The following is a 22629-nucleotide window of genomic DNA, read 5'->3' as shown; positions in this document are numbered from 1 at the left end:
GTTTATCAATCAATACTATGTGTTTTGCCTAAGATTGATATTTGTTAAGTATGTTGAAAATTATTAATTTAATTCCAAAATACTTATTATTTTTCTGAAAAAATTAAAAAAGCGTTAAAAACAAAAAGAGAAGCTCGGATAAAAGGGAGCTTCTCCTTCGTTTATTTAATCAACCATTCTCTTTTTATAAAGTACGATGGTGAAAAACCAAATGAGGATGGACCAAACAAGAATTACAATAATGGGAACTAATAGATCAGTGGCTGAAAAGCCGTATTCGAGTGATTCTGCTAACAATACAATCTGTGCACTAGGCAACCATTCCGCTATTTGTAAAATCGGATATCTCTCAGAAAGTTGTAAAGCAAATGGACCGAATGAGAAAACTAACATGATAGGTAAAATTATTACAGATGCTTCTAAGATTGTTTTTGTGAAAAGTGCACATAAAGTTCCTAGTCCGATATAAAATACCGCAGAAAGGAAAAGGACAATCCCTATAATCAACCAATTAGCAGGGTTATAACCAACCAGATAAATGGAAAGTAATACTGTAATTGCTGATATGGAGAATACTAGCAAACTTTTACCAAGTAAAATATCAAATAAAGTTGCTGGTGATAACATTAGACTACGAAGTGTGTTTCTTTCTTTTTCCTCTGCAATCAAACAGCATTGTACAAAGCTGGTAACCGCCACAAATGCCAGATTGATTGGTAAAAAATACCCCTGCATACTATCTACACCTGTTTGATTGTAGAAAAAGGCCATAATAAGTGGTAATAGTACCATGGTCGACACTGCATAATTTCGGGAAAATTCTTTATAATCCTTCATGAAAATTGCTTGAATTCGTGTTAAGTTCATATTAAATCACTCCCTGTCATTTGCATGAAAATATCACCTAATGTTGGTTCGTTCGTATAAATACGAGATAGAAGGCCTTGATTCATCCAGTCATATACTTTTTTGGCTTCTTCCTTGCTGTTTTCGATGCAATGTTCACTGCCGTCTATTAATTGCACAGTAATCGTATCATCACTAAATTGTTTCTTTAAGTCTTGTGGTGAACCCAGGGCGCGAATTTTACCTTTGTGTAAGAAGGCAACACGATCACAAAGAGTTTCGGCTTCACTCATATCATGAGTCGTTAAAAAAATAGTCGTCCCCATTTCATTTAGCTTGCGTAAGCCACTATAAATATGTTGAGTATTCACTGGGTCCAATGCAGAAGTGGGTTCATCCAAAAATAATAATTCGGGCTTATGCATAATTGAACGAGCTAAAGTGACACGTTGAATCATTCCTTTAGATAACTTGCTCACTTTTTTCTTTCGCTCTTTATAAAGGTTTACAAAGTCCAGTGCCTCTTTAACTGAGCTTGTTGGTAAGTTATAAAGCTTACTATAAAGTAGAAGATTTTCTTCAACAGATAATCTAGAATATAGGCCGCTATTATCCGTTAGAATTCCAAATCGCGCTCGGTTCGTAGTTTTCTTCATTTCCTCAGCGTCTTGTCCTAATACAAATGCGCTACCACCAGATCTTGTTAATTGAGCGGTAAGAATTTTAATTGTAGTTGTCTTCCCCGATCCACTAGGTCCTAAAAATCCAAAGATTTCTCCTTTTTTAATATTGAATGAAACATCCTGTAGGGCTTCCTCTTTTTGGAAACTCTTTTGTAAATGTTGTACGTCAATTACAATCATCATCTTTCATTCCTCCAGCTTCGTTATTTACACAACTAAGCATAAATACTGAAAACAAATTCGGCATTAAATTTCTGATGAAAGGAGTTATTTTTTGATAGTTGGCGTCAATAAACGCTTAAATGGAACAGCGTAATTTCCCAGGAAATTGGTCAAATTCCAATAATTCGCTTTAATTCGACTAATTTATTTTTCGATAAAGGTACTACCGTTTCTTTAGTATTATGAAGGGAGAGGCTGTAGCTATTTCGGGTCCAAGTGATAATTTCCCTGACTTTTTGTAAATTCACTATGTAAGAACGGTGACATCTGAAGAAGCCAAATGGTGTCAATTTTTGTTCAAGATTGTTCAATGTCAAAGAAGTGGGATAAGCATCTCCTCCTACATAAACTGACACTTGTCCTTCAATACTTTCAATATAATCAATTTCTGGAGGATTAAATAAAATAATTTTCTCATTTTGTTTCGTTGGAATCTTTTCAAAACGAAAAGGAGATAGTTCACTTTTCTCCACAGCAACTAATTCTTCTTCTTTGACATCTAATACATGCAAGCCAGAAGAGTCAAGACGGAAAGCTGAATCACTGGCGAATAGAAGTTCCTCCATATTACTTGATAATAAGATAATGGTTTTTTGTTCTTTTTTTAATGACTGCATTAAGTTTAGTACAATTCTTTTAGTATGCTCGTCTAAATTTTGTAAAGGTTCTTCGATAACTTGAATGGGTTTGTCGTTCATGAAACAATGAATCAGATGTAATCTGCGTATTTCAGCACCAGTCAGGTTATTTAGTTTTACTTTTCTTTTATCAGTAAACTCGAGAAGGCTTAAAAAGTCTCCATTCTTTGGTGAAGGGCTGTATAAGCCTTTTAAAAAGTTGATATATTCATTAACAGTTAAACGATTATAAAATCCATTATCTCTATGCTCTGTATGTATAAGGGGATTTGAAACAAATTGTTTTGTCAAATAACTTAATTTTGCTACATCTGAGTAAATCCCAATGATGGTTCCTCTTTCAATTTGCATTTCAATACTTGGAGAGATGATATTTCCATCTATAGCAAAGGCGTCTATTGTTATGGCAAGGTGTGAGTTCATAATAAATCCTCTCTAGTTTATTCTTCTAAAATTAATACTATTATAATAATTATACACAAATGGAAATGGAAGGAAAAATGAGCGGAACAAAACAAAAAGAGGGTGGGACAAAACCTGAAAACACTATTTTCCTCGAGCAGGAAAATAGTGTTTTTTGATGTAGTGAAAATTGATTTCCGCCTGATGGGACCCGCATCCACGGGCACGGCTCGGCACGAGCGTCTCTCCCTCATGCTATTTCCCCAAGTAGCATTGCTCCTGTCGCTTTGCTTTTGATGCAGAAAAGATTTGCTCTGAAGCGAAAGGCATAGCCGACCCTACACCCTACACTTCTTCAATTTAGAAAGATTTAATTTCCCGCGGTTTTCTTGAAATTTTACACTATGATCCAATCTCTTTGTTTCGTTATTTAATCGGAATCCATATTTCTGAGTAGTAATCAGCATTTGAGGGATTATCATTTGTGTAAACTTCCAATTCTGCTGTACCTGCAGGTTTGTATGGATTAGAAGGGAACCATTCAGAGTAGATTTTCTTCCATGTATCCTGCATAGCGTTTGGCATCGCACCGTGTACTTCAAAGATTACCCATTTTGAGGCAGGGATTTCATAAGAATTCATCCCATTTGGAACATTGCCTTTATGTGCAGCAGCAATCCAATAGTCCATTTGCGCAGTTTGTTTTTCATTGTCGTTGACAACACAGACGCCAAGAATACCTTGGACATCTCCATTGTTTAAATCAATAAGTTGATCATTGGTGCCATCAACATGAACGTCGTTCCAAAATTGCGGTATTCCTCTTAAGTTATCGCCATTTTTGTAATTATACGTTCTCTTAACACCAACAATCTGAAAAGCTTCTTTTTCCAAAATTTTGTAATTCATGGGTATTGCTCCTTCCAATTTAATTTTAATGACGAGGCGATTATAAGATTGTAGGGGACCCAAATTTTTTCGTGCTTCTTTTGGGGAGAGATTATGTTGTTTTCGAAACGCTTTTGCAAATGATTCGGGCGTTTCATACCCATACTTATAAGCAATATCGATAATTTTATCGTTCGTATTGACTAAATCCTGGGCAGCCAAGGTTAATCGTCTTCTGCGAATATAATCACCTATTGTACTATCCGTTAAAATAGAAAAAGTTCTTTGAAAATGAAATGCTGATGAATGGCTTGCTTTGGCTATTTGTTCAACTGATAGATCACTATCCAATAAATGCATTTCAATATAATCAATTGCTTTTTGAATCGAGTCCACCCAACTCATTTAAATCACCTCTATAGATATAATAAATAATTGATTGTTTGATATCTGGTCTTGTTCTGCTTTCCTTGGACAGTTTTAATTGACTAAATCATACTTTTTATCACATGTTCAATCTTTAAGAACTTTGATAAAATGAACTTACGATTAAGTAAATAGGAGGAAACGTTGTGACAATGCTTGTCCTTACCTTCATCATATTCATGGGGATACTGTTTGCGATTAGTGTTTATATCTATGAAAACAGTCAGTTTAGCCAGATTACCGGCCATTCTTTTACGTCTGTATGGACAAATAAAAAAGTCGGATTTTTGTATAAATTATCTCAAAAGTTAAATAAAGTAAATGGCAAATATAAGTTATTATTTAATATTGCTTTACCTGAAAGTGAAAGAATAATCGATTATTTACTCCTTCATCAATCTGGCATATATATCATTAATCCAAAGGGCCATAGCGGATGGATATATGGGAGTGAGCAAGATTTTCAATGGGGGCAAGTTCTGGAAAATACTCAAATGAATACATTTAAAAATCCGATTATTGAGAATAAGTTAAAGATGGATGGTGTGAAAAAGTACATACCAGAAGTCGACAAGGACCTATTTCAATCGCTGGTTATTTTTAGTAATAATTGCTCGTTTAAGAAAATTGAAGTACATTCACCTGATGTAGATGTAATTAAAATCAATGAGTTAAAAACCTTTTGGAAGGATAGAATAGAGCACTCCTTATCAAAGGAGCAAATGATGGCGATCTATTCTAAGCTAGAGCCTCACGTTATTAAAAAAAGTTCAAAAGAAAAAGTGGGGCTAAAGGATGCGGCTTCAAAGTAAACAAAAAAAGGATTGTCTCTAATGAGATGGTCTTTTTTTGTATTAAGGGAATTAATTTTGCTTTGGGATAATAGGGTTTACTGGATAAGACTTACTTATATTCTGTGTGAGCGATCTAAGTACAAAAGAGGTTCGATTCACCTCCTTCTAAAAGAGTGAATTTTCTATGAATATATTAAACTACCATGTACAATATAGAAAAAGAATTTAGGGTGGAGAAATGAGGACAATTCATTATAGTTGGATTGCACTAGCTATCACATTCTCAGCCATTATTGTGGCTGGGATTATACGTTCATCTTCAGGCGTATTTCTAAATCCGTTTGAAATGGAGTTTGGCTGGGGAAGACCAACAATCTCCTTTGCTTTTGCAGTGTGTTTGTTTTTATATGGTTTTTCTGGACCGTTTATGGCTGCATTTGTTGAAGTTTTTGGATTGAAGAGAATGATGCTTTATTCAATGGCAATTTTATCAATTGGTCTTGGGCTTACTTTTGTGATGAAAAGTGAATGGCAACTAATCTTGATCTGGGGTGTTATGTTAGGAATAGGCTCAGGTTTGTTTTTAACTGTGCTAAGTACCCAGGTTGCGAATCGCTGGTTTGTAAAAAGAAGAGGACTTGCGGTTGGGATATTAACTGCCGCCACAGCTACAGGGCAATTAATATTGCTTCCTGTATTAGCAACCTTTGTGGAAAATTACTCATGGCGTTGGGCAATAGCGTTAATATTCATTTTAAGTGTATTAATGTTAATCGTTATCGCAATATTTATGAAAAGTTGGCCAAAAGATATCGGACTTACTCCATAAGGCCAGGGAGAAGAACCGGTAGAATTAGTGCTGTCGCCAAAAAGTCGCAATCCATTTAAAATGGCCATTGCATCATTACTAGAAGGGTTAAAAGTAAAAGAGTTTTGGCTATTGGCTGGAAGTTTCTTTATATGTGGTTTATCAACAAGCGGTTTAATCGGAACCCATTTTATTTCCTATTGTATAAGCTTTGGCATTCCCATGGTTACAGCTGCTGCCATGTTATCTTTTATGGGGGTGTTTGACTTAATTGGTACGACAATATCAGGTTGGTTATCAGACCGTTACGATAATCGCTGGTTATTATTTTGGTATTACACATTACGTGGGATATCTCTTCTTTTCTTACCGTTTGCACTAGCCCAAGGGTCCTATACATGGCTTGTAATATTCTCGGTTTTTTATGGACTGGACTGGATTGCTACTGTACCTCCAACAATTGGCTTAACCAGGCAAAAATTTGGTCTTGAAAAGAGTGCTATGATGTATGGCTGGATTATGGCAAGTCATCAGGTGGGAGCTGGGGTTGCTGCATATACAGGCGGTATAGTTTTCAACATCTTTGGTTCATATATGTGGGCCTTCCTATTAGCAGGCGGATTTTGTCTATTGGCAAGCTTATTTGTTATCTTAATAAAAAAACATAATTCTAGTGAATTTGTTTAGTTTTTCAATCTTTATAATAGATGATATGATACTTACAGCATAAAAAAAGGAGCATAAGTGTGGGAAAAGTATCCAAAAGAGTTGCTAGTATTTTATATATGAAAGAACATGAAACACTTTTTTCCTGTCCTCTATGTAAAGAAAGCATGAATGTTACGGATGATGGCCATGTAATATGTGCCAATCATCATTCATTTGATATTGCGAAACAAGGCTATGTAAACTTCATGATCAAACCTTCTACTTCAATGTATAGTAAAAGTCTATTTGAGTCGCGTCAGGAGATAATAAATAGTGGTTTATATAATCAACTGCAGCAAACAATTGCAAAGCATATTGGAGAAGAAGCGCAAGTAATATTAGATACAGGTTGTGGAGAAGGCTCTCATTTAGAGAGAATTTGTGATTTGTTGAAGCAAGATGTGGTTGCAGTAGGAATTGATATTTCTAAAGAAGGTATTCAATCTGCTGCAAAATTTTACGAGCAAAAGATATGGTGTGTGGGAGATTTAGCGAATAGTCCGTACATGGAACAATCAATTGATTGTATATTAAATATTTTATCGCCTGCCAATTATGAAGAATTCAGTAGGTTGTTAAAGCCAAATGGAAAGGTCATAAAAGTTGTCCCTCAATCAGACTATCTAAAGGAAATACGTAAACAAGCATTTGCAAATTCCGAAAAAGAGAGTTATTCAAACAATCAAACCGTACAGCGGTTTAAAGAACATTTCACGAATGTAGTACAGGAACGTATTACGTACACTCTGCCTCTAAGTACAGAGCTGGTACCAAAACTTCTTGAAATGACACCTCTGGGCTGGCACCTACAAGAAGACATTGCATTAACTGAAATTACAATTGATCTCGATGTATTAGTTGGAGAGGTCTCGAGATAATTAATGGGAAACTGGAAATAAACGCAAATAGCGTAATAAAACAAAAAGTATAAAAAGGTAGGAATATAACAGTGCTATATGATTTTGCTGCAAGATTAGTTGGAGTGTTTTTAAAGTTTAATGGTTCTAAGGCGAAAATCTTTGGTAAGGAACATTTACCAAAAGAAGGCGGGTTTGTTATTGCGTGTACACATAATGGATATGTAGATATATTGAATTTAGGTGTATCCTTGCTGCCAAGACATATTCACTTTATGGCGAAAAAACAATTGTTTGACATGAAAGTGCTTGGTCCGCTGGTATCAAATTTAAATGCATTCCCTGTGGATCGAGAAAATCCAGGACCTAGTGTTATTAAAATTCCTAGACAGCTTATTAAAGAAGGGAAAATTGTAGGCATCTTCCCAAGCGGCACCCGTTCTCAGGAGAATATGGAGTTAAAGCAAGGGGCTATCACGATTGCCCAACTTTCAAAGGGACAAATTGTTCCGGCAGCTTATATTGGCCCAAGAAACGTGGGGGAAGTGATGAAGCGACAAAAAGGGTATTTAATCTTTGGAGAGCCCTTTATCGTTGGAGCTGGTAAAGAAGCGCGTGATGAAGCAGCCCAGCATTTAGAAAAGGAATTGCAGCGTCTTACAGAAGAGCTGGAATCAAAATATAAGTAATAAAACGAACACTTTCCCAATGTTGGAAAGTGTTTTTTAAAAGGGGAAATAGAATGGAAATTGTTGACATAAAAGAAAATATACTGAGAAAAATTTGGAGGGCTAAAAATGATACGTGTTCTTTTCGTTTGTCTAGGGAATATTTGTCGCTCACCTATGGCTGAAGCAGTAATGCGTGACTTAGTGGAAAAACTGGGCTTAAGTAGTTCAATTAAAGTAGATTCTGCAGCTACCAGTTCATGGCATATTGGGGAACCGCCACATAAGGGGACACAGAAAAAGCTAAAAGAATTTGGAATTTCAACTAGTGGTATGAAAGGCCGCCAGCTTTCTTTTAATGATTTCGAAGCATTTGATTATATTGTAGGGATGGATGGCAGCAATGTACAGGACATACGTGAAATGCTACGCCAGCCGAATCACCCCAAAATTTTCAGGTTTTTGGACTTAACACCACATCGAAAGGATGTGCCAGATCCATATTATACTGGAGATTTTCAAGAAACGTATGGCTTAGTAGTAGAAGGCTGTGAGGCATTGCTCAATAAAATTCATGCAGATATAAAGTAAAACTCTTGCATGGCTACCACTTTCATAAAATATTCTCTTCACCATTTTTGTACTGTTCTTCATAAAACGGGGTATTACTAAGGCAAAGGTACATTTTTGGGGGGAGAACCATGGAAACAAAGGGCAGAAGAAAGAGTAGTAATGTTGAAGATCGTCGTGGAATGAGTAAGGGAGCGATAGGTGGCGGTATTGGAGGTTTTGGGATTATTATTGTCATTATTTTTACGCTGCTGAATGGTGGAGATGCCGGGGATGTATTGAACCAAGTTAACCAAGGGCAAATACAAAATGGTGGTACTACCGAATATACTCCTACTGCTGAAGAAGAAGAGCTGGCGGAATTTGTATCGGTTGTGCTGGCTGATACAGAAGATGTATGGCGACAGTTATTTGAGGGACAAGGGTTAACCTATGAAAACCCATCCCTCGTATTATTTACAGATAGTGTACAGTCCGGATGTGGAGTTGCAGGTGCTGCTGTTGGTCCTTTTTACTGTCCGGCGGATCAGAAATTATATATCGATTTAAGCTTTTATCAGGAGCTTAAGAATAAGTTCGGTGCCCCTGGTGATTTTGCAATGGCTTATGTTGTTGCACATGAAGTAGGTCACCATGTACAAACATTATTGGGCACTTCCCAGAAAGTGCATGCGTTAAATGGAAAAGTGAGCCAAGAAGAATACAATGCGCAAACTGTAAAACTTGAATTACAGGCAGATTATTATGCAGGCGTATGGGCTAATCATGTGCAAGATTTAGGCTATTTAGAAACGGGAGATATCAACGAAGCATTGACTGCAGCGAATGCAATCGGGGATGATACCTTGCAATTGGAAGCGCAAGGATATATTGTTCCTGAAAGCTTTACACATGGTACGAGCGAACAACGAGTGAGATGGTTTAAAAAAGGATTTGAAAGCGGCACGATAAAGGGTGGAGATACATTTAACGCAGCTGCATTGTAATACGTTTAGAAAAGTTTATTTCACTACGAACCATCTTTCATCTTTTTCTTTAATAATAGAATAGTGTATAATATTACAGTCTCATTTACTTTAAGGGTTAATAAAAACCTTCATCAAATATATTTAACATTACGGAAAAGAGAGTGAAATTAATGGGTCGTAAATGGAATAACATTAAAGATAAGAAAGCCGAGAAAGACAAAAATACGAGTCGTATTTACGCTAAATTCGGTACTGAAATTTATGTAGCTGCGAAAAAAGGCGAACCAGATCCAGAGTCGAATTCAGCATTAAAGTTTGTATTGGAACGTGCTAAAACATACAATGTACCAAAGCATATTATCGATAAAGCAATCGACAAAGCAAAAGGTGCTGGCGGAGAAGACTATGACGAATTACGTTATGAAGGATTCGGCGTAGGTGGAACGATGGTTATTGTTGATGCCTTAACAAACAATGTAAACCGTACTGCTTCCGATGTTCGTGCTGCTTTCGGTAAAAACGGGGGAAACATGGGAGTATCAGGTTCAGTTACTTATATGTTCGACTCAACTGCCGTATTTGGTATTGAAGGAAAAACAGCTGATGAAGTGTTGGAGATTCTTCTGGAAGCTGATGTTGATGCACGTGATGTGTTTGAAGAAGAAGACAATGTCATCGTTTACGCTGAACCAGATCAATTCCATGCAGCTCAAGAAGCATTTAAAGCAGCTGGAATTACTGAGTTTACAGTTGCTGAATTAACAATGCTTCCTCAAACAGAAGTAGCATTATCCGAAGACGATGCAGCGAAATTCGAAAAAATGATCGATGCTTTAGAAGATTTGGAAGATGTTCAACGCGTTTATCACAACGCTGATTTAGACGAATAATTTTACTGAAGATAATACTCCCAGTAGCGTTTTTATTGCTACTGGGATTTTTTAATATAAAAGTCCAAAATAGATCGAAAATCTCGTCTCGATAATAGTAGAATATAGGCTAATAATCTATTTATAATTTGCCATTTTGTGTCGATATATAGAGGAAGTGATTTAAAGCAGTAAAGTATTAGAGAGTTAAAGGAGTGTGCATAATTGAAGAAAGAAAAAAAGCTCTCAAGGCAAATACTTTCCATTATTGTAGTTATATTCATTTTTCTATTAGGACTATATGTATTTACGATGAGCTATAATTCAAAGGAATCTGTTAAAGCAACAATTGGAGAGCGAACTATTGAAATTGCAGAGAATATGCTAAATTTCATAGAAGTAGAGGAGTATAAAGAACTAGCACAGAACCCGGCAGAAAATAATCTCTATTGGGAATTAAGAGAACAACTAAATGAACTACGCGAAATGAATGGCGTGTTATATGCTTATACATATGCAGTGCCCAAAGAAGGAGAAGATGTTACATTTTTAGTAGATGGTATGCCGGCAGATGATACTGAAAATGCGGGTGCAATAGGGGATACATCTGGCTCTACAACATATGAGCATCTTCAAAAGGTACTGAAAGAGGGTTCCTTTTATTCGGATTTACTAAGCAGTGATTATGGTGAATACATTTCAGGAACAATCCCTATGAAGGATGCAAATGGTGAGGTCGTTGCTTTTTTAGGAGTGGATATCGATGCTTCCTATGTCGATGAAGTAAGTGCATCGGTTGCAAAGGATATTGTACCGAAAGTAAGTCTGATATTCTTGCTTATTGTGTTAATGGGACTGTATATAACATACCGTTATGTAAATAGATCTTTAAAACCTTTAAATGTGTTAAAAGAGGCTTCTGAGCAACTAGCTGATGGCGATTTAAAAGGAGTAAATGAAACGCTTTCTTCATTAAAGTTAAAGAATAATAATGAGATTGCTATTTTCTCACAAACATTCTCGCAAGCCTTTAATAATTTGTCAAAATCATTAAAAAACCTGCATACGAAATCCACTAACTTAGAAAAAGCAGTTGCTGATATAGAACTTACGGCTACTCAAGTTGCAAAATCAAACAATATAATCGCGTCTAGTATCGTTGAAATTGCATCAAGCAGTGATCAACAGGAAGCAAGTAATAATGAAGTGAATCAAGCGATGAATGAAATGTCTATAGGCATTCAGCGTTTATCGGACTCAACATCGGATATGGCCGAAGCTTCAACCGAGATGACAAATTTAGTAGAAACAAGTGTCGACCATGCAAAACATGTAGTTTCACAAATACAAAATGTCGAAGCATCTGTGATACATACGGAAGGGTATGTACGTGAGATGAGTGATAAATTCAAATCGATTAAAGAAATGGTGTCGGTTATTACAAGTATTGCCGATCAAACAAATCTATTAGCATTAAATGCAGCGATTGAAGCGGCGCGTGCAGGAGAAGCAGGTAAGGGCTTTGCTGTAGTAGCAGATGAAGTTCGTAAGCTAGCCGAAATGTCCAGAAGCTCCGCGGATGAAATTCAGTCTTATCTAGAAAACTTCTTACTAATTAGTGAAAAAGCTTTAGTTGAGATGGATAATAGCACGGAAGAAGTAAAAGCAGGCAATCAATCAGTGATAGAAATTGGCGACAAATTAAATCAAATTTTAACTGTTGTAGTCGATGTAAACACTAAAATACAGAATGATTCAGCGGTAATTGAACAAATGTCTGCAAGCTCTGAAGAAATTCTAGCTTCAACAGAGGAAATGCGCAAGCTGGTCGTTAATACAACAAGCCAAACAAAGGAAGTAGCAGGCTCTTCAGATATTCAAGTAGAGATGGTTCATAAACTTGAAGAAGTAGTTCAACTGCTTGATTCAACTTCAAAAGAGATGATTCAGGAAATAAGCAAATTTAGATTCTGATAAAATAGGCATATTCATCTGTGATTGATGGATGTGCTTATTTCTATTGTAAGAATTAAAGCACAGTGCAACTATATTACGTGAAGTACAGCTAACTATAATCAATAATAAATAATAAATTATAAACAATTATCAGAATAGTTGAACTTTTGGTAGATATAGTTAATAATAGAATAGTAAACTTCGAAATGCTAAATATTGGAGAGGTGTGTAATGGAATGGTAACTTTTAAAGACTATGAATATAAAAGACCGAATTTGGATGAATTAAAGGATAAAATAAGAGCGTTAATTGAACAATTTAAAAATGCGGATTCAGTTGAAACACAAAGTGAAGTGATTGAAAAGATAAATGGATATCGAAATGACTTTTCAACACAGGCTAACCTTGTATATATTCGTGCTTCAATAGATACGAATGACGAGTTCTACCAAAAGGAAAGAGATGTTTTAGATGAAATAGAGCCGCAATTTGAAGAGCTTCTATTTGAGTATTATACAGAACTTGTTAAAACACCTCACAGAGGTCATTTAGAAGAAAAATGGGGAACACAGCTATTTGCCTTAGCAGAAAATCAAATTAAAGGTTTCTCTCCTGAAATTATTGAGTTAATGCAACAAGAAAACAAACTTGTCTCTGAATATAACAAACTAGTAGCATCAGCCCAAATAGAATTTGATGGAAAAACATTGACACTTGCTCAGCTTACTCCATATGGTGAATCTACTGATCGCAATGTTCGCAAACAAGCAATGGAAGCCCGTTTTAACTTCTTTAATGAGAACGGCGAAAAATTTGACGATATTTATGATCAACTAGTAAAGCTACGCGACAAAATTGCTACAACATTAGGATACAAAAATTACGTTGAACTAGGGTACGTCAATATGAATCGTATCGATTATAATGCGGAGATGGTATCCAATTTTAGAGAACAAGTGCAAAAGTTGATTGTACCTCTTGCTACGAAATTATATGAACGCCAAGCGAAACGCATTGGTATTGATGATTTTAAATATTATGATGAGGGACTAAACTTCTTAACAGGAAATGCCAAGCCACAAGGTAGTCCGGATTGGATCGTGTCGAACGGTAAAAAAATGTACGAAGAGCTTTCGACTGAAACGGGAGAGTTTTTCAATTATATGATTGATCGCGAATTAATGGATTTAGAAGCGAAGAAAGGAAAAGAAAGCGGTGGTTATTGTACTTTCATAGATAATTATGATTCGCCATTTATCTTCTCAAACTTTAATGGCACTTCCGGTGACATTGATGTACTAACACATGAGGCTGGACATGCCTTCCAAGTTTATTCAAGCCGCAATATCGGGATACCTGAATATTTATGGCCAACATACGAGTCTGCCGAGATTCACTCAATGAGCATGGAATTTTTCACGTGGCCATGGATGGAACTATTCTTTAAGGAAGAAACAGAGAAATATAAATTCTCGCACTTAGCAAGTGGATTATTATTCTTGCCTTACGGAGTTGCGGTAGATGAGTTCCAGCATGTTGTCTATGAAAATCCAGCGATGACACCAGCTCAGCGCAAACAAGCATGGAAAGAAATCGAAAATAAATATTTGCCGCATCGTGATTATGATGGCTATGAATATTTAGAAGCGGGTGGCTTCTGGCAACGCCAGGGTCATATTTATGCAAGCCCATTCTACTACATCGATTACACTCTGGCTCAAGTGTGTGCATTCCAATTCTGGAAACGCTCAAGAGAAGACTTTGAATCTGCATGGAAGGACTATCTTCACCTTTGTCAGCTAGGTGGGTCTATGTCCTTCACTAAGCTAGTCAAAGAAGCCGGGTTAATTTCACCATTTGATGATGGCTGTGTAGAATCAGTTATTGATGCAATTGAAGAATATTTAAACTCTGTTGATGATGCGAGTCTATAAGAGAAAAACTCCCGGAATTTAATTTCCGGGAGTTTTTTTATCTGGTAAGATATAATTGGTTGAATAGGAAATGATTATCAATGAAACAATATGGAAAGAGGTGATTGTTAGTGACGAAAAAAGTGTGGTTCCAAGTAGGAATTGGCATGATTATTGCACTTTTAATAATAAAATATGTGGTTGAAATTCATTGGATTTTTAATCCATTCTATATCATCATCAAAACGATTTTTATCCCATTATTATTAGGTGGAGTGCTTTATTATATATCTGAACCCTTGCAGAGACTTATGGAAAAGAAGGGTGCACCCAGATGGGGAAGCATACTAACGATTGTCCTTTTGCTAGCGGGTATCGTGACAGGAATTCTATTGATGATTGGGAACCCAATCTCTGAACAGGTGAATAATCTAGTGGAAAATGCCCCGAATATTGAAAATAGTATTATGGAGGCGGCCGACTTTGTTTTAGATAATCGGGATAATCTTCCACCCCAAGTTGAGACATTTGTGAATTCCGTTTCAAGCTCCATTCAAGATATCGCGATGTCAGGCAGTAAATACATTGTAAGCTTTGTCAGTGGAACGGTGGCCGCGACCTTTACATTAATTTTAGTGCCATTCTTCTTTATATACATGCTGAAAGATCATGAAAAATTCGCGCCAAATATTTATAATATTTTTGCTGGCGAAAGAAGAACTTGGGTAAAAGAGACCCTGGCAGATATTGATAATGTTTTAAGAAATTATGTACAAGGTCAAGTGCTGATCAGTTTAATCCTTGCAACGATGATGTTTATTGGGTACCTGATTATTGACCTGGATTACGCATTGTTGCTTGCAATTTTCGCTTTCTTTATGAATATGATTCCTTTTATCGGGCCATGGATTTCTTTAGCTCCAGCACTTATCATCGCGGTTATCCAAGATCCAATCTTAGTCGTATGGGTTGCTGTTATTACATTAGTTGCTCAACAATTGGAAAGTAACTTAATCACTCCGAATATTATGGGGAAATCATTGGATGTCCACCCATTAACGGTGATCACGATTGTATTGGCGGCAGGAAATATTGGCGGCTTCTTATTTATCATAATTTCGATTCCAACTTATGCTGTTATAAAAGCAGTCGTAAAAAATATTTACGAAGAACGGAAAAAGATTAAAGAGGCAGCAACAAAAACAGTTTAAAAAGTTTAAAGCATTTTACAGTATACCTATAAAGGTGTACTGTATTTCATTTTAGTGTATTGTAAAAAAGAAATTATAAATATCTACACAAGAGGATAAAAGGAGCTCATTATGTTATCATTTGAACAAAAACAGGCAATTATTGAATCGTTTCCAGAGCTAACGAAAAAAGAGATTTCCATGAAACGTGTAAACTATCATTTTGAAGAAAGTTTATACGAAAAAACGATTGTAGTTGAAAAATTACATCCAAATGGAAATGGTTTTGTATATGTAGGAGATTTATTGAAATATGATAAATTGGCAAGTGATAAAGGATTAGTCAATATACGGGATTTTGAAGAACACGCATTACGTGATATCATTCGGGACGCCATTGATTTTTTATCGGAAGACTTGGACATACCGGTTGTTGAAAAATGGACTTCCCGAGAGGGCCTAACATTAGAGTTAAGACACCATCAGCGAGATTGGAATATATATTATCAAGATAATTTAGAAGAAACTTTTGGAACACGTGAGGATGCAGTCGAGTATTTGCTTGATGAAGGATTTAAGCTGAAAAAATAAAGGAGTACCGTTTATGAATGGGAAAAAAGTAGCCGTATACTTTGTAGGATTTATAATCTTGGTTTGCATAGTGATCGTAACAATAATGCAAATATTTTTTGCAACATATGAACCTAAACCGACTAATGGGGAAGTTCAAACCTCAATCGTCATACCTGAAGAAGCCAATATGAACCTGTTATAAATAATAAAAAACCAAACGAGCATTTTTCGTTTGGTTTTTTGTTATTTAAAAAAACAGATTTAAAGCGAAGAAAATGATTGCTGCCATCAGAGCAGAAATTGGCATTGTGATTAGCCATGTAAGCACAATTTTACGGGCCACGCCCCATTTAACCCCTTTAACACGTTGAGCAGAACCTACACCCATAATGGCTGAAGAAATTACATGTGTTGTTGACACAGGTAAATGAATGACAGTTGCTCCGAAAATAATGGATGCAGATGCTAAGTCTGCTGCAACACCGTTTACTGGTCGAATCTTCATAATTTTTCCACCAACAGTTTTGATGATTTTATAACCACCAATTGAAGTTCCAAGCCCCATAGCGATCGCACAGGCAATACGAACCCAGTCTTGTACTTCATCATCTGCTTGTAAACCTGCAGCAATCAATGCCATTGTAATGATACCCATTGCTTTTTGAGCATCATTTGTACCGTGGGTAAAGGATTGAATTGCGGCAGTGATAATTTGTACTGTTCGGAAACCTTTATTCGTTCGATAAAGGTTTAAGTTTTTAAATAGTACTTTAAATAATGACATGAAAATAAAACCAATGGCTAATGCCAGGAATGGAGAAGCAATTAAACCGATTAAAATACTGCTAAACCCACCATAATTTAAAATACTAAAACCGCCTGCAGCTATTGCAGCACCGGCAATAGAGCCAATCAATGTATGAGAAGAACTCGATGGAATACCGAAGTACCATGTAAGTAAGTTCCAAGTAATAGCAGATATTAGAGCTGCTAAAATAACGATTGTTCCAGTTGTATCATCTGTAGTCGCATTTAGTGAAAACGGGTCAACGATATCCTTGGCAATTGCCTTAGCTACACCAACGAATGTAATTGCCCCGATAAAATTCATAACAGCAGCTAATAACACAGCAACGCGCGGTGGTAATGCACGGGTAGAAACAGAAGTCGCAATTGCGTTTGCTGTATCATGGAAACCGTTAATAAAGTCGAATGCTAAAGCAAAAATTACGACTAATATTGTCAGTAATAATATAATATCCATTTTGAACTCCTGACTCTTACGCGTTACGCATAATAATTGTTTCTAATGTGTTCGCTACATCTTGGCATGAATCCGCAATCTCTTCTAACTGATCATAGATATCACGCATCTTAATTAAACGAATTGGATCCTTTTCTTTAAGGAACAACTGCTTTGTTGAGGAACGGGAAATTTCATCGCATTCACGTTCGTAATCTTTAATAAGAATAATGTGTTTACGCATTGCAATTAAGTCTTTTTTATTTAGAAGATCAGTTGCTGCAACAATTTCATCTGCACTACTTGAAATGTAATCAAAGAATTTTCTCATTGACTCATCTACTTCTATGAAGGAGAACATTTCAAAATGTGCGATACAATGTTCTGCACCGTCTAACACATCATCCATCTTATTAGCTAAAGCTAAAATATCTTCACGCTCGATTGGCGTCATGAAGGATTTATTTAGCATAACGATCAACTCATGGATTAAATGATCTCCATCAGTTTCATACTTTTTCATTTTTACGCTTATTTCTTTTAGATCAGCAACAGTTTCAATCCTGAAATCTCTAGCGTAATGTATAGCTTCTCTCATATTTTCTGCTATCTTGTGTAAAGATAAGAAAAATGGATCTGGTTTTCTTGAACTAAACATGGAATTGCCCCCTGGTATACGTGTGAATTTAATAGTAAATTAAAACCTAAATCATCATAACAAAATATCAATAAAATCTATACATAATTTAACTTGAACTAAACAAAATTTACATTGCTGTAATATAAGGGAGTTTCAAAATAACAATTTCTTACTTTTATAGTAAATGGTAGACGCTAATGAAGTAGTTCTTACTTAATATACTTGCCTATAGTTTAATTATTATGTGAAATCCATTTATAAAAATTCTTTTAGTTCATTTTCTAAAAAGGGCTTTGCCGATAAGAAATGTGTAAATGCATGGTATCGTTCCAATTGTTGTTGGGATGGTTTTTTACCAGAAAAATATGCACGGATCAAGATGTTCTTTGGTGTGTGCTCGATATCGATAAACTCTAAAATTTGCGTCTCATATCCCACTAATGTGAGTAGCTCAGCCCTAATTGAGTCCGTAGCTAGAGAAGCAAAACGTTCTTTTATTAAGCCATGTTGCGTCATAATTTCCATAGCAGGAGAATGAAGTTGACGATTTAATTCATGCTGGCAACATGGAACGCTTAAAATAACTGTTGCCCCCCATTTTACCGCTCGTGCTAATGCCATATCCGTTGCAACATCACAAGCATGTAAAGTCACCACCATATCCACTGAATTTTCATCATTGTAGTCGTTTATGTCCCCAACTAAAAATTCAAGCTGATCATAGTTTAAATCTTGAGCAATCTTGTTGCATTCCTGGATTACTTCTTTTTTTAGATCCAGCCCTGTAACACGAATATCCAATCCCTTTTCTACTTTAAGATAGTGGTATAGAGCAAAGGTTAAATAGGACTTGCCCGAACCAAAGTCGAGAATTCGGATTTGGCGATCTTTTGGTAAATGCTCAAGTGCATCATCTATAAATTCAACAAACCGGTTGATTTGTTTGAACTTATCATATTTTTGTTTTTTTACTTTGCCCTCTTCCGTTTGAACACCAAGACGAATTAAAAACGGATAAGGCGTTGTGTCGTCTAATAAGTATTGTTTTTTGCGATTGTGTGAGAGATTAACTTCCTTTGTCTCTGTTAACTTTTCAGTTTTCCATAATACTTTGTTTTTCTTGGAAAGCTGAATGTGTATATTTTGGCTTTTAAATTGTGCATGTATTTGACGGAATTGTGGTATTAATATATCGAAGGAATCAGAAAACTTTTCGAGTATAACATTTTCGTGTTTAAGAATTCGTTCATATTGATATTCAATTTGAATTTGGTAAACACCCTTTAGCTCAATGGGCTTCAATTTAACACGTTTCAAATCATCTGATTTTTGCCGTGGTTGGCTAATCGTTGCGTTAATTAGTTCCTTATTTTGTATGTGTTCTAAAAACTCTTTTTTCATTTGTTCGAAGTCCATGGGTATCAGCCTTTTCTTATAAATTGATGGCAATAGTTTAACATAGCTAATTAATGAAGTGTTAAATTCTTTCTTGAGTAGTATTTAATCATTAGAAATAAAATAATAACAGTAGTATAGAAATATTATTTTTTCAAAATTTTTAAACACCTTTTAAAGGAAATATGTTAAATTATATTCAATGAGGTAGCCTTATTCTGAAAAATGCTATTATTTACTTTATAATGTCGCTATTTCATTAAAAATATAAAATAAAGTCAAGGGGGATTAGGGATGTCCGATCACGCATTTCAATTATTAGCAATTATTATTTATATGCTTGCCATGATTATTATTGGATGGTATGCGTATAGAAGAACAAAAAACTTAAACGATTATATGCTGGGTGGGCGCGATTTAGGTCCAGCTGTAACGGCCTTAAGCGCCGGGGCTGCGGATATGTCCGGTTGGCTATTAATGGGGCTGCCTGGAGCAATCTATGCAGTAGGATTAGTGGAGGCATGGATAGCAATCGGCTTAACAGTCGGTGCATGGTTAAATTGGTACTTTGTTGCACCACGTTTACGGGTATACACACAAGTTTCCAAAGATTCCATTACGATTCCGAGTTTCTTGGATAACCGACTTCGTGATAATACTAAATTAATTCGTATTGTTTCAGGTATTGTTATTCTAGTGTTCTTCACGTTCTATGTGTCATCAGGGATGGTATCTGGTGGTAAATTCTTCGAAAGTTCATTTGGTTTTGACTATCATACTGGATTGTTAATTGTTAGTGCGGTTACAGTTGGTTATACATTATTTGGTGGATTCTTAGCCGTTAGTTACACAGACTTTTTACAAGGTTTAATCATGTTTTTAGCTTTGGTGTTAGTTCCTATTTTTGGATTGTTTTTCACTGGTGGACTTGGAGAAACAATTGACTCCATTAAAGCTGTTAATCCAGAGCAATTTAGCTTATTTGCATCAACAGCGACAGCAGCTGGGATTATTTCATCTGTAGCTTGGGGACTTGGGTATTTCGGGCAACCTCATATCATCGTTCGATTCATGGCGATTAAATCGGTAAAAGAGACTAAACAAGCTCGCCGTATCGGAATTGGTTGGATGATTTTAAGTTTATTAGGAGCAACTTGTACTGCACTTGTAGGATTAGCTTATTTCCAACAAAATGGAGGAACAATTGATGATCCGGAAACAATCTTTATTGTTATGGGGCAAATTTTATTCCACCCATTCATTGCTGGAATTATGTTAGCGGCTATTTTAGCTGCGATTATGAGTACAATTTCGTCACAATTAATCGTAACTTCCTCTGCACTCGTAGAGGATATGTATAAAGCGTTATTCAAAAAAGATGCCTCAGATAAGCATTATGTAATGGCTGGAAGACTTGCGGTACTTGTAGTATCCGTTATAGCAGCATTCTTAGGGTGGAATCCAGACAGTTCTATTCTTGATTTAGTTGGATTTGCATGGGCTGGATTTGGTGCGGCATTTGGGCCGACTATTCTGCTTGCATTATATTGGAAAAAACTTACTAATATTGGAGCGTTAGTTGGGATGGTCGCTGGTGCTGTTGTTGCCTATGTTTGGGGACAGAGTGAAGCATTATCGGGGATGTTATACGAAATCGTACCTGGTTTCATCATTAACTTAATCTTAACAGTTATTGTAAGTCTAATTACTTATAAGAAAAATGCTGAAATTGAAAAAGAATTTGATCAAACATTAGAGTTATTGAATTCCGAAAAAGAAAAATAAAAGTAATGTCTCAAAAGTATCAACTTTTGAGACATTTTTTTATGTGGACAGTCATAAGGGATAAAACAGAATAAGTTTTGCAACGTAATTGAAATGGTAATTAAGCATATACTATATGATACGATAGAAGGGAATACACAATATAAAAGTAAAAAGGATTCAACAAACTTGAAGAAGCTACGTAAAAGCTTTAGAGGCTAACTTTAAAAAACAGACTATAAGCCGCGTTTTTAATCAGGGAGGTATCTTAGTGACAAATCTGCAAGAGGTAGAAACAATTATTGAAAAAGCAGTCTTGGTAGGCGTCAATTTGCAAAACGATCGTAATTTTGATTATTCAATGGAAGAGTTAGAAAGTTTGGCAGAGGCACTGGAAGTTGAGGTAATTGGAAGTGTTATACAAAACTTGGAAAGGGTAAATCCTTCCCATTATGTAGGAACAGGTAAAATAGTAGAAATAAAACATTTTGTAGATGAGGCTGAAGCAAACCTTGTCATCTTTAATGATGAATTATCACCTTCGCAAATTCGAAACCTTGAACATGATCTAGAGTGTAAAGTAATTGATCGTACAATGCTGATTTTAGATATTTTTGATCGCCGTGCGAATACAAGAGAAGCACAAATGCAGGTTGAGCTGGCTCAATTGCAATATATGCTGCCTCGACTAGTTGGCTTACATGCTTCATTATCTCGTCAAGGTGGAGGAACAGGTGGTGGATTCAGAAACCGTGGTGCAGGGGAAACAAAATTAGAATTAGATCGACGAAAAATCGAAGACCAAATAGCAAAACTGCGTAAAGATCTAGAGGTTGTCAAAAGCATTCGGGAAACTCAAAGGAAGAAACGTCGTAAAAATGAAGTTCCTGTAGTGTCTCTTGTGGGATATACAAACGCTGGGAAATCCACAATTATGAACCGCCTTCTTAAGCGAATAGGGCAAGAAGATAATAAACAGGTATTTGAAAAGGACATGCTATTCGCAACACTCGATACCTCCGTTCGCAATATCGAATTGCCGGATAGAAAAACATTTTTACTGACAGATACGGTTGGATTTGTTAGTAAACTTCCACATCATTTAGTAAAAGCCTTTCGTTCTACATTGGAAGAAGCAAGGGAAGCAGACCTATTATTGCATGTTGTGGATGTTTCAAATGAACAGCATCCATTTATGATGGATGTGACGAATAAAACGTTAGGTGAAGTAGATGTTGAAGGAATCCCAACGATTTATGTCTACAATAAATCGGATTTGGCAAATGTAAAGTATCCATTAGTGAGCGGGGATAATATTTGGATTTCGGCACAGGATGGCGCAGGTCTAGATGAATTGGTGGAATTAATCCGACAGCATGTCTTTTCCGACTACGTGGAGTGCGAAATGCTTATTCCATTTGACCGAGGGGATGTTGTATCATATCTGAATGCCAATGCACAAGTGAAGGGCACAGAGTATGAAGAACAAGGGACGAAATTAATTGTTGAACTAAAAGACGCAGATCTAAAAAAATATGAACAATATGTTATAAAATAGCATGAATGGGTAACGATGAATATGTCGTTGCCTCTTTTTTTTTGCCAAAT

General features: G+C 36.0%; 20 protein-coding genes and 1 pseudogene. 14 read left to right on the top strand and 7 right to left on the bottom strand.

What is annotated here, in order from left to right; translation table 11 throughout:
* Window positions 1–165: 165 nt before the first annotated feature.
* The 4 genes from ACFQU5_RS08420 to ACFQU5_RS08405 form a co-directional block, all read right to left on the bottom strand.
* Entirely contained in the window at window positions 166–867 is a 702-nt protein-coding gene (locus tag ACFQU5_RS08420; RefSeq protein WP_390286716.1) for an ABC transporter permease, read from the bottom strand.
* Window positions 864–1712 carry an ABC transporter ATP-binding protein gene (locus ACFQU5_RS08415; RefSeq protein WP_390286714.1) on the bottom strand — a complete coding sequence of 283 codons (849 nt, stop codon included), beginning with the start codon at window positions 1710–1712 and terminating at the stop codon, window positions 864–866. The genes ACFQU5_RS08420 and ACFQU5_RS08415 overlap by 4 nt, the downstream gene beginning before the upstream one ends.
* Before the next feature lie 149 nt (window positions 1713–1861).
* Entirely contained in the window at window positions 1862–2812 is a 951-nt protein-coding gene (locus ACFQU5_RS08410; RefSeq protein ID WP_390286712.1) for a LytTR family transcriptional regulator DNA-binding domain-containing protein, read from the bottom strand.
* Between the two features lie 405 nt (window positions 2813–3217).
* Complete coding sequence (locus ACFQU5_RS08405) at window positions 3218–4084, bottom strand: AraC family transcriptional regulator (RefSeq protein ID WP_390286710.1); 867 nt, start codon at window positions 4082–4084, stop codon at window positions 3218–3220.
* Between the two features lie 173 nt (window positions 4085–4257).
* Here ACFQU5_RS08405 and ACFQU5_RS08400 point away from each other — a divergent pair, with 173 nt between their 5' ends.
* The 12 genes and pseudogenes from ACFQU5_RS08400 (at window position 4258) to ACFQU5_RS08345 (ending at window position 16181) form a co-directional block, all read left to right on the top strand.
* On the top strand, window positions 4258–4917 hold the full coding sequence (locus tag ACFQU5_RS08400) for a nuclease-related domain-containing protein (RefSeq protein ID WP_390286956.1): 660 nt from the start codon (window positions 4258–4260) through the stop codon (window positions 4915–4917).
* A gap of 220 nt (window positions 4918–5137) precedes the next feature.
* Window positions 5138–6394 (top strand): annotated as a pseudogene (locus ACFQU5_RS08395) (MFS transporter).
* 59 nt (window positions 6395–6453) lie between these two features.
* On the top strand, window positions 6454–7293 hold the full coding sequence (locus tag ACFQU5_RS08390; RefSeq protein WP_390286708.1) for a putative RNA methyltransferase: 840 nt from the start codon (window positions 6454–6456) through the stop codon (window positions 7291–7293).
* Window positions 7294–7364: 71 nt separating this feature from the next.
* Window positions 7365–7961: a lysophospholipid acyltransferase family protein gene (locus ACFQU5_RS08385; RefSeq protein ID WP_390286706.1), complete on the top strand. Its 597-nt coding sequence runs from the start codon at window positions 7365–7367 to the stop codon at window positions 7959–7961.
* A gap of 108 nt (window positions 7962–8069) precedes the next feature.
* Window positions 8070–8531 carry a low molecular weight protein-tyrosine-phosphatase gene (locus ACFQU5_RS08380; RefSeq protein WP_390286704.1) on the top strand — a complete coding sequence of 154 codons (462 nt, stop codon included), beginning with the start codon at window positions 8070–8072 and terminating at the stop codon, window positions 8529–8531.
* Window positions 8532–8641: 110 nt separating this feature from the next.
* On the top strand, window positions 8642–9496 hold the full coding sequence (ypfJ, locus tag ACFQU5_RS08375; protein WP_390286702.1) for a KPN_02809 family neutral zinc metallopeptidase: 855 nt from the start codon (window positions 8642–8644) through the stop codon (window positions 9494–9496).
* A gap of 152 nt (window positions 9497–9648) precedes the next feature.
* Entirely contained in the window at window positions 9649–10368 is a 720-nt protein-coding gene (locus tag ACFQU5_RS08370) for a YebC/PmpR family DNA-binding transcriptional regulator (protein WP_390286700.1), read from the top strand.
* 204 nt (window positions 10369–10572) lie between these two features.
* Window positions 10573–12321, top strand: coding sequence for a methyl-accepting chemotaxis protein (locus ACFQU5_RS08365; RefSeq protein ID WP_390286698.1), 1749 nt, complete (start codon window positions 10573–10575; stop codon window positions 12319–12321).
* A gap of 218 nt (window positions 12322–12539) precedes the next feature.
* Window positions 12540–14237, top strand: coding sequence for a M3 family oligoendopeptidase (locus ACFQU5_RS08360; protein ID WP_390286696.1), 1698 nt, complete (start codon window positions 12540–12542; stop codon window positions 14235–14237).
* 110 nt (window positions 14238–14347) lie between these two features.
* Entirely contained in the window at window positions 14348–15427 is a 1080-nt protein-coding gene (locus tag ACFQU5_RS08355) for an AI-2E family transporter (protein ID WP_390286694.1), read from the top strand.
* A 111-nt stretch (window positions 15428–15538) separates the two neighbouring features.
* Window positions 15539–15997 (top strand): hypothetical protein, encoded by a 459-nt coding sequence (locus ACFQU5_RS08350; RefSeq protein WP_390286692.1) that lies wholly within the window; start codon window positions 15539–15541, stop codon window positions 15995–15997.
* Between the two features lie 13 nt (window positions 15998–16010).
* Window positions 16011–16181, top strand: coding sequence for a hypothetical protein (locus tag ACFQU5_RS08345; RefSeq protein WP_390286690.1), 171 nt, complete (start codon window positions 16011–16013; stop codon window positions 16179–16181).
* Between the two features lie 45 nt (window positions 16182–16226).
* Here ACFQU5_RS08345 and ACFQU5_RS08340 read toward each other — a convergent pair whose 3' ends face one another.
* The 3 genes from ACFQU5_RS08340 to ACFQU5_RS08330 all read right to left on the bottom strand — a co-directional run bounded on the left by ACFQU5_RS08340 (window position 16227) and on the right by ACFQU5_RS08330 (window position 19278).
* The gene (locus ACFQU5_RS08340) at window positions 16227–17243 is read right to left on the bottom strand and encodes an inorganic phosphate transporter (protein WP_390286688.1); all 1017 of its coding nucleotides are present in this window, start codon (window positions 17241–17243) and stop codon (window positions 16227–16229) included.
* Between the two features lie 16 nt (window positions 17244–17259).
* Entirely contained in the window at window positions 17260–17880 is a 621-nt protein-coding gene (locus ACFQU5_RS08335; protein ID WP_390286686.1) for a DUF47 domain-containing protein, read from the bottom strand.
* Between the two features lie 237 nt (window positions 17881–18117).
* A complete protein-coding gene (locus ACFQU5_RS08330) occupies window positions 18118–19278 on the bottom strand; it encodes a class I SAM-dependent methyltransferase (RefSeq protein ID WP_390286684.1) in 1161 nt (386 codons plus the stop codon).
* A 273-nt stretch (window positions 19279–19551) separates the two neighbouring features.
* Between ACFQU5_RS08330 and putP the strand changes: the two genes are divergently transcribed.
* A complete protein-coding gene (putP, locus tag ACFQU5_RS08325; RefSeq protein ID WP_390286682.1) occupies window positions 19552–21042 on the top strand; it encodes a sodium/proline symporter PutP in 1491 nt (496 codons plus the stop codon).
* A 250-nt stretch (window positions 21043–21292) separates the two neighbouring features.
* A complete protein-coding gene (hflX, locus tag ACFQU5_RS08320) occupies window positions 21293–22579 on the top strand; it encodes a GTPase HflX (protein ID WP_390286680.1) in 1287 nt (428 codons plus the stop codon).
* The last annotated feature ends 50 nt before the right edge of the window (window positions 22580–22629 follow it).

Origin of the sequence: Ureibacillus sp. GCM10028918 (genome assembly GCF_042666115.1) — a bacterium.
Classification (GTDB): Bacteria; Bacillota; Bacilli; order Bacillales_A; family Planococcaceae; genus Ureibacillus.
The sequence above is the reverse complement of the archived record's forward strand: the minus strand, read 5'-3'. Positions and strand labels throughout refer to the sequence as shown.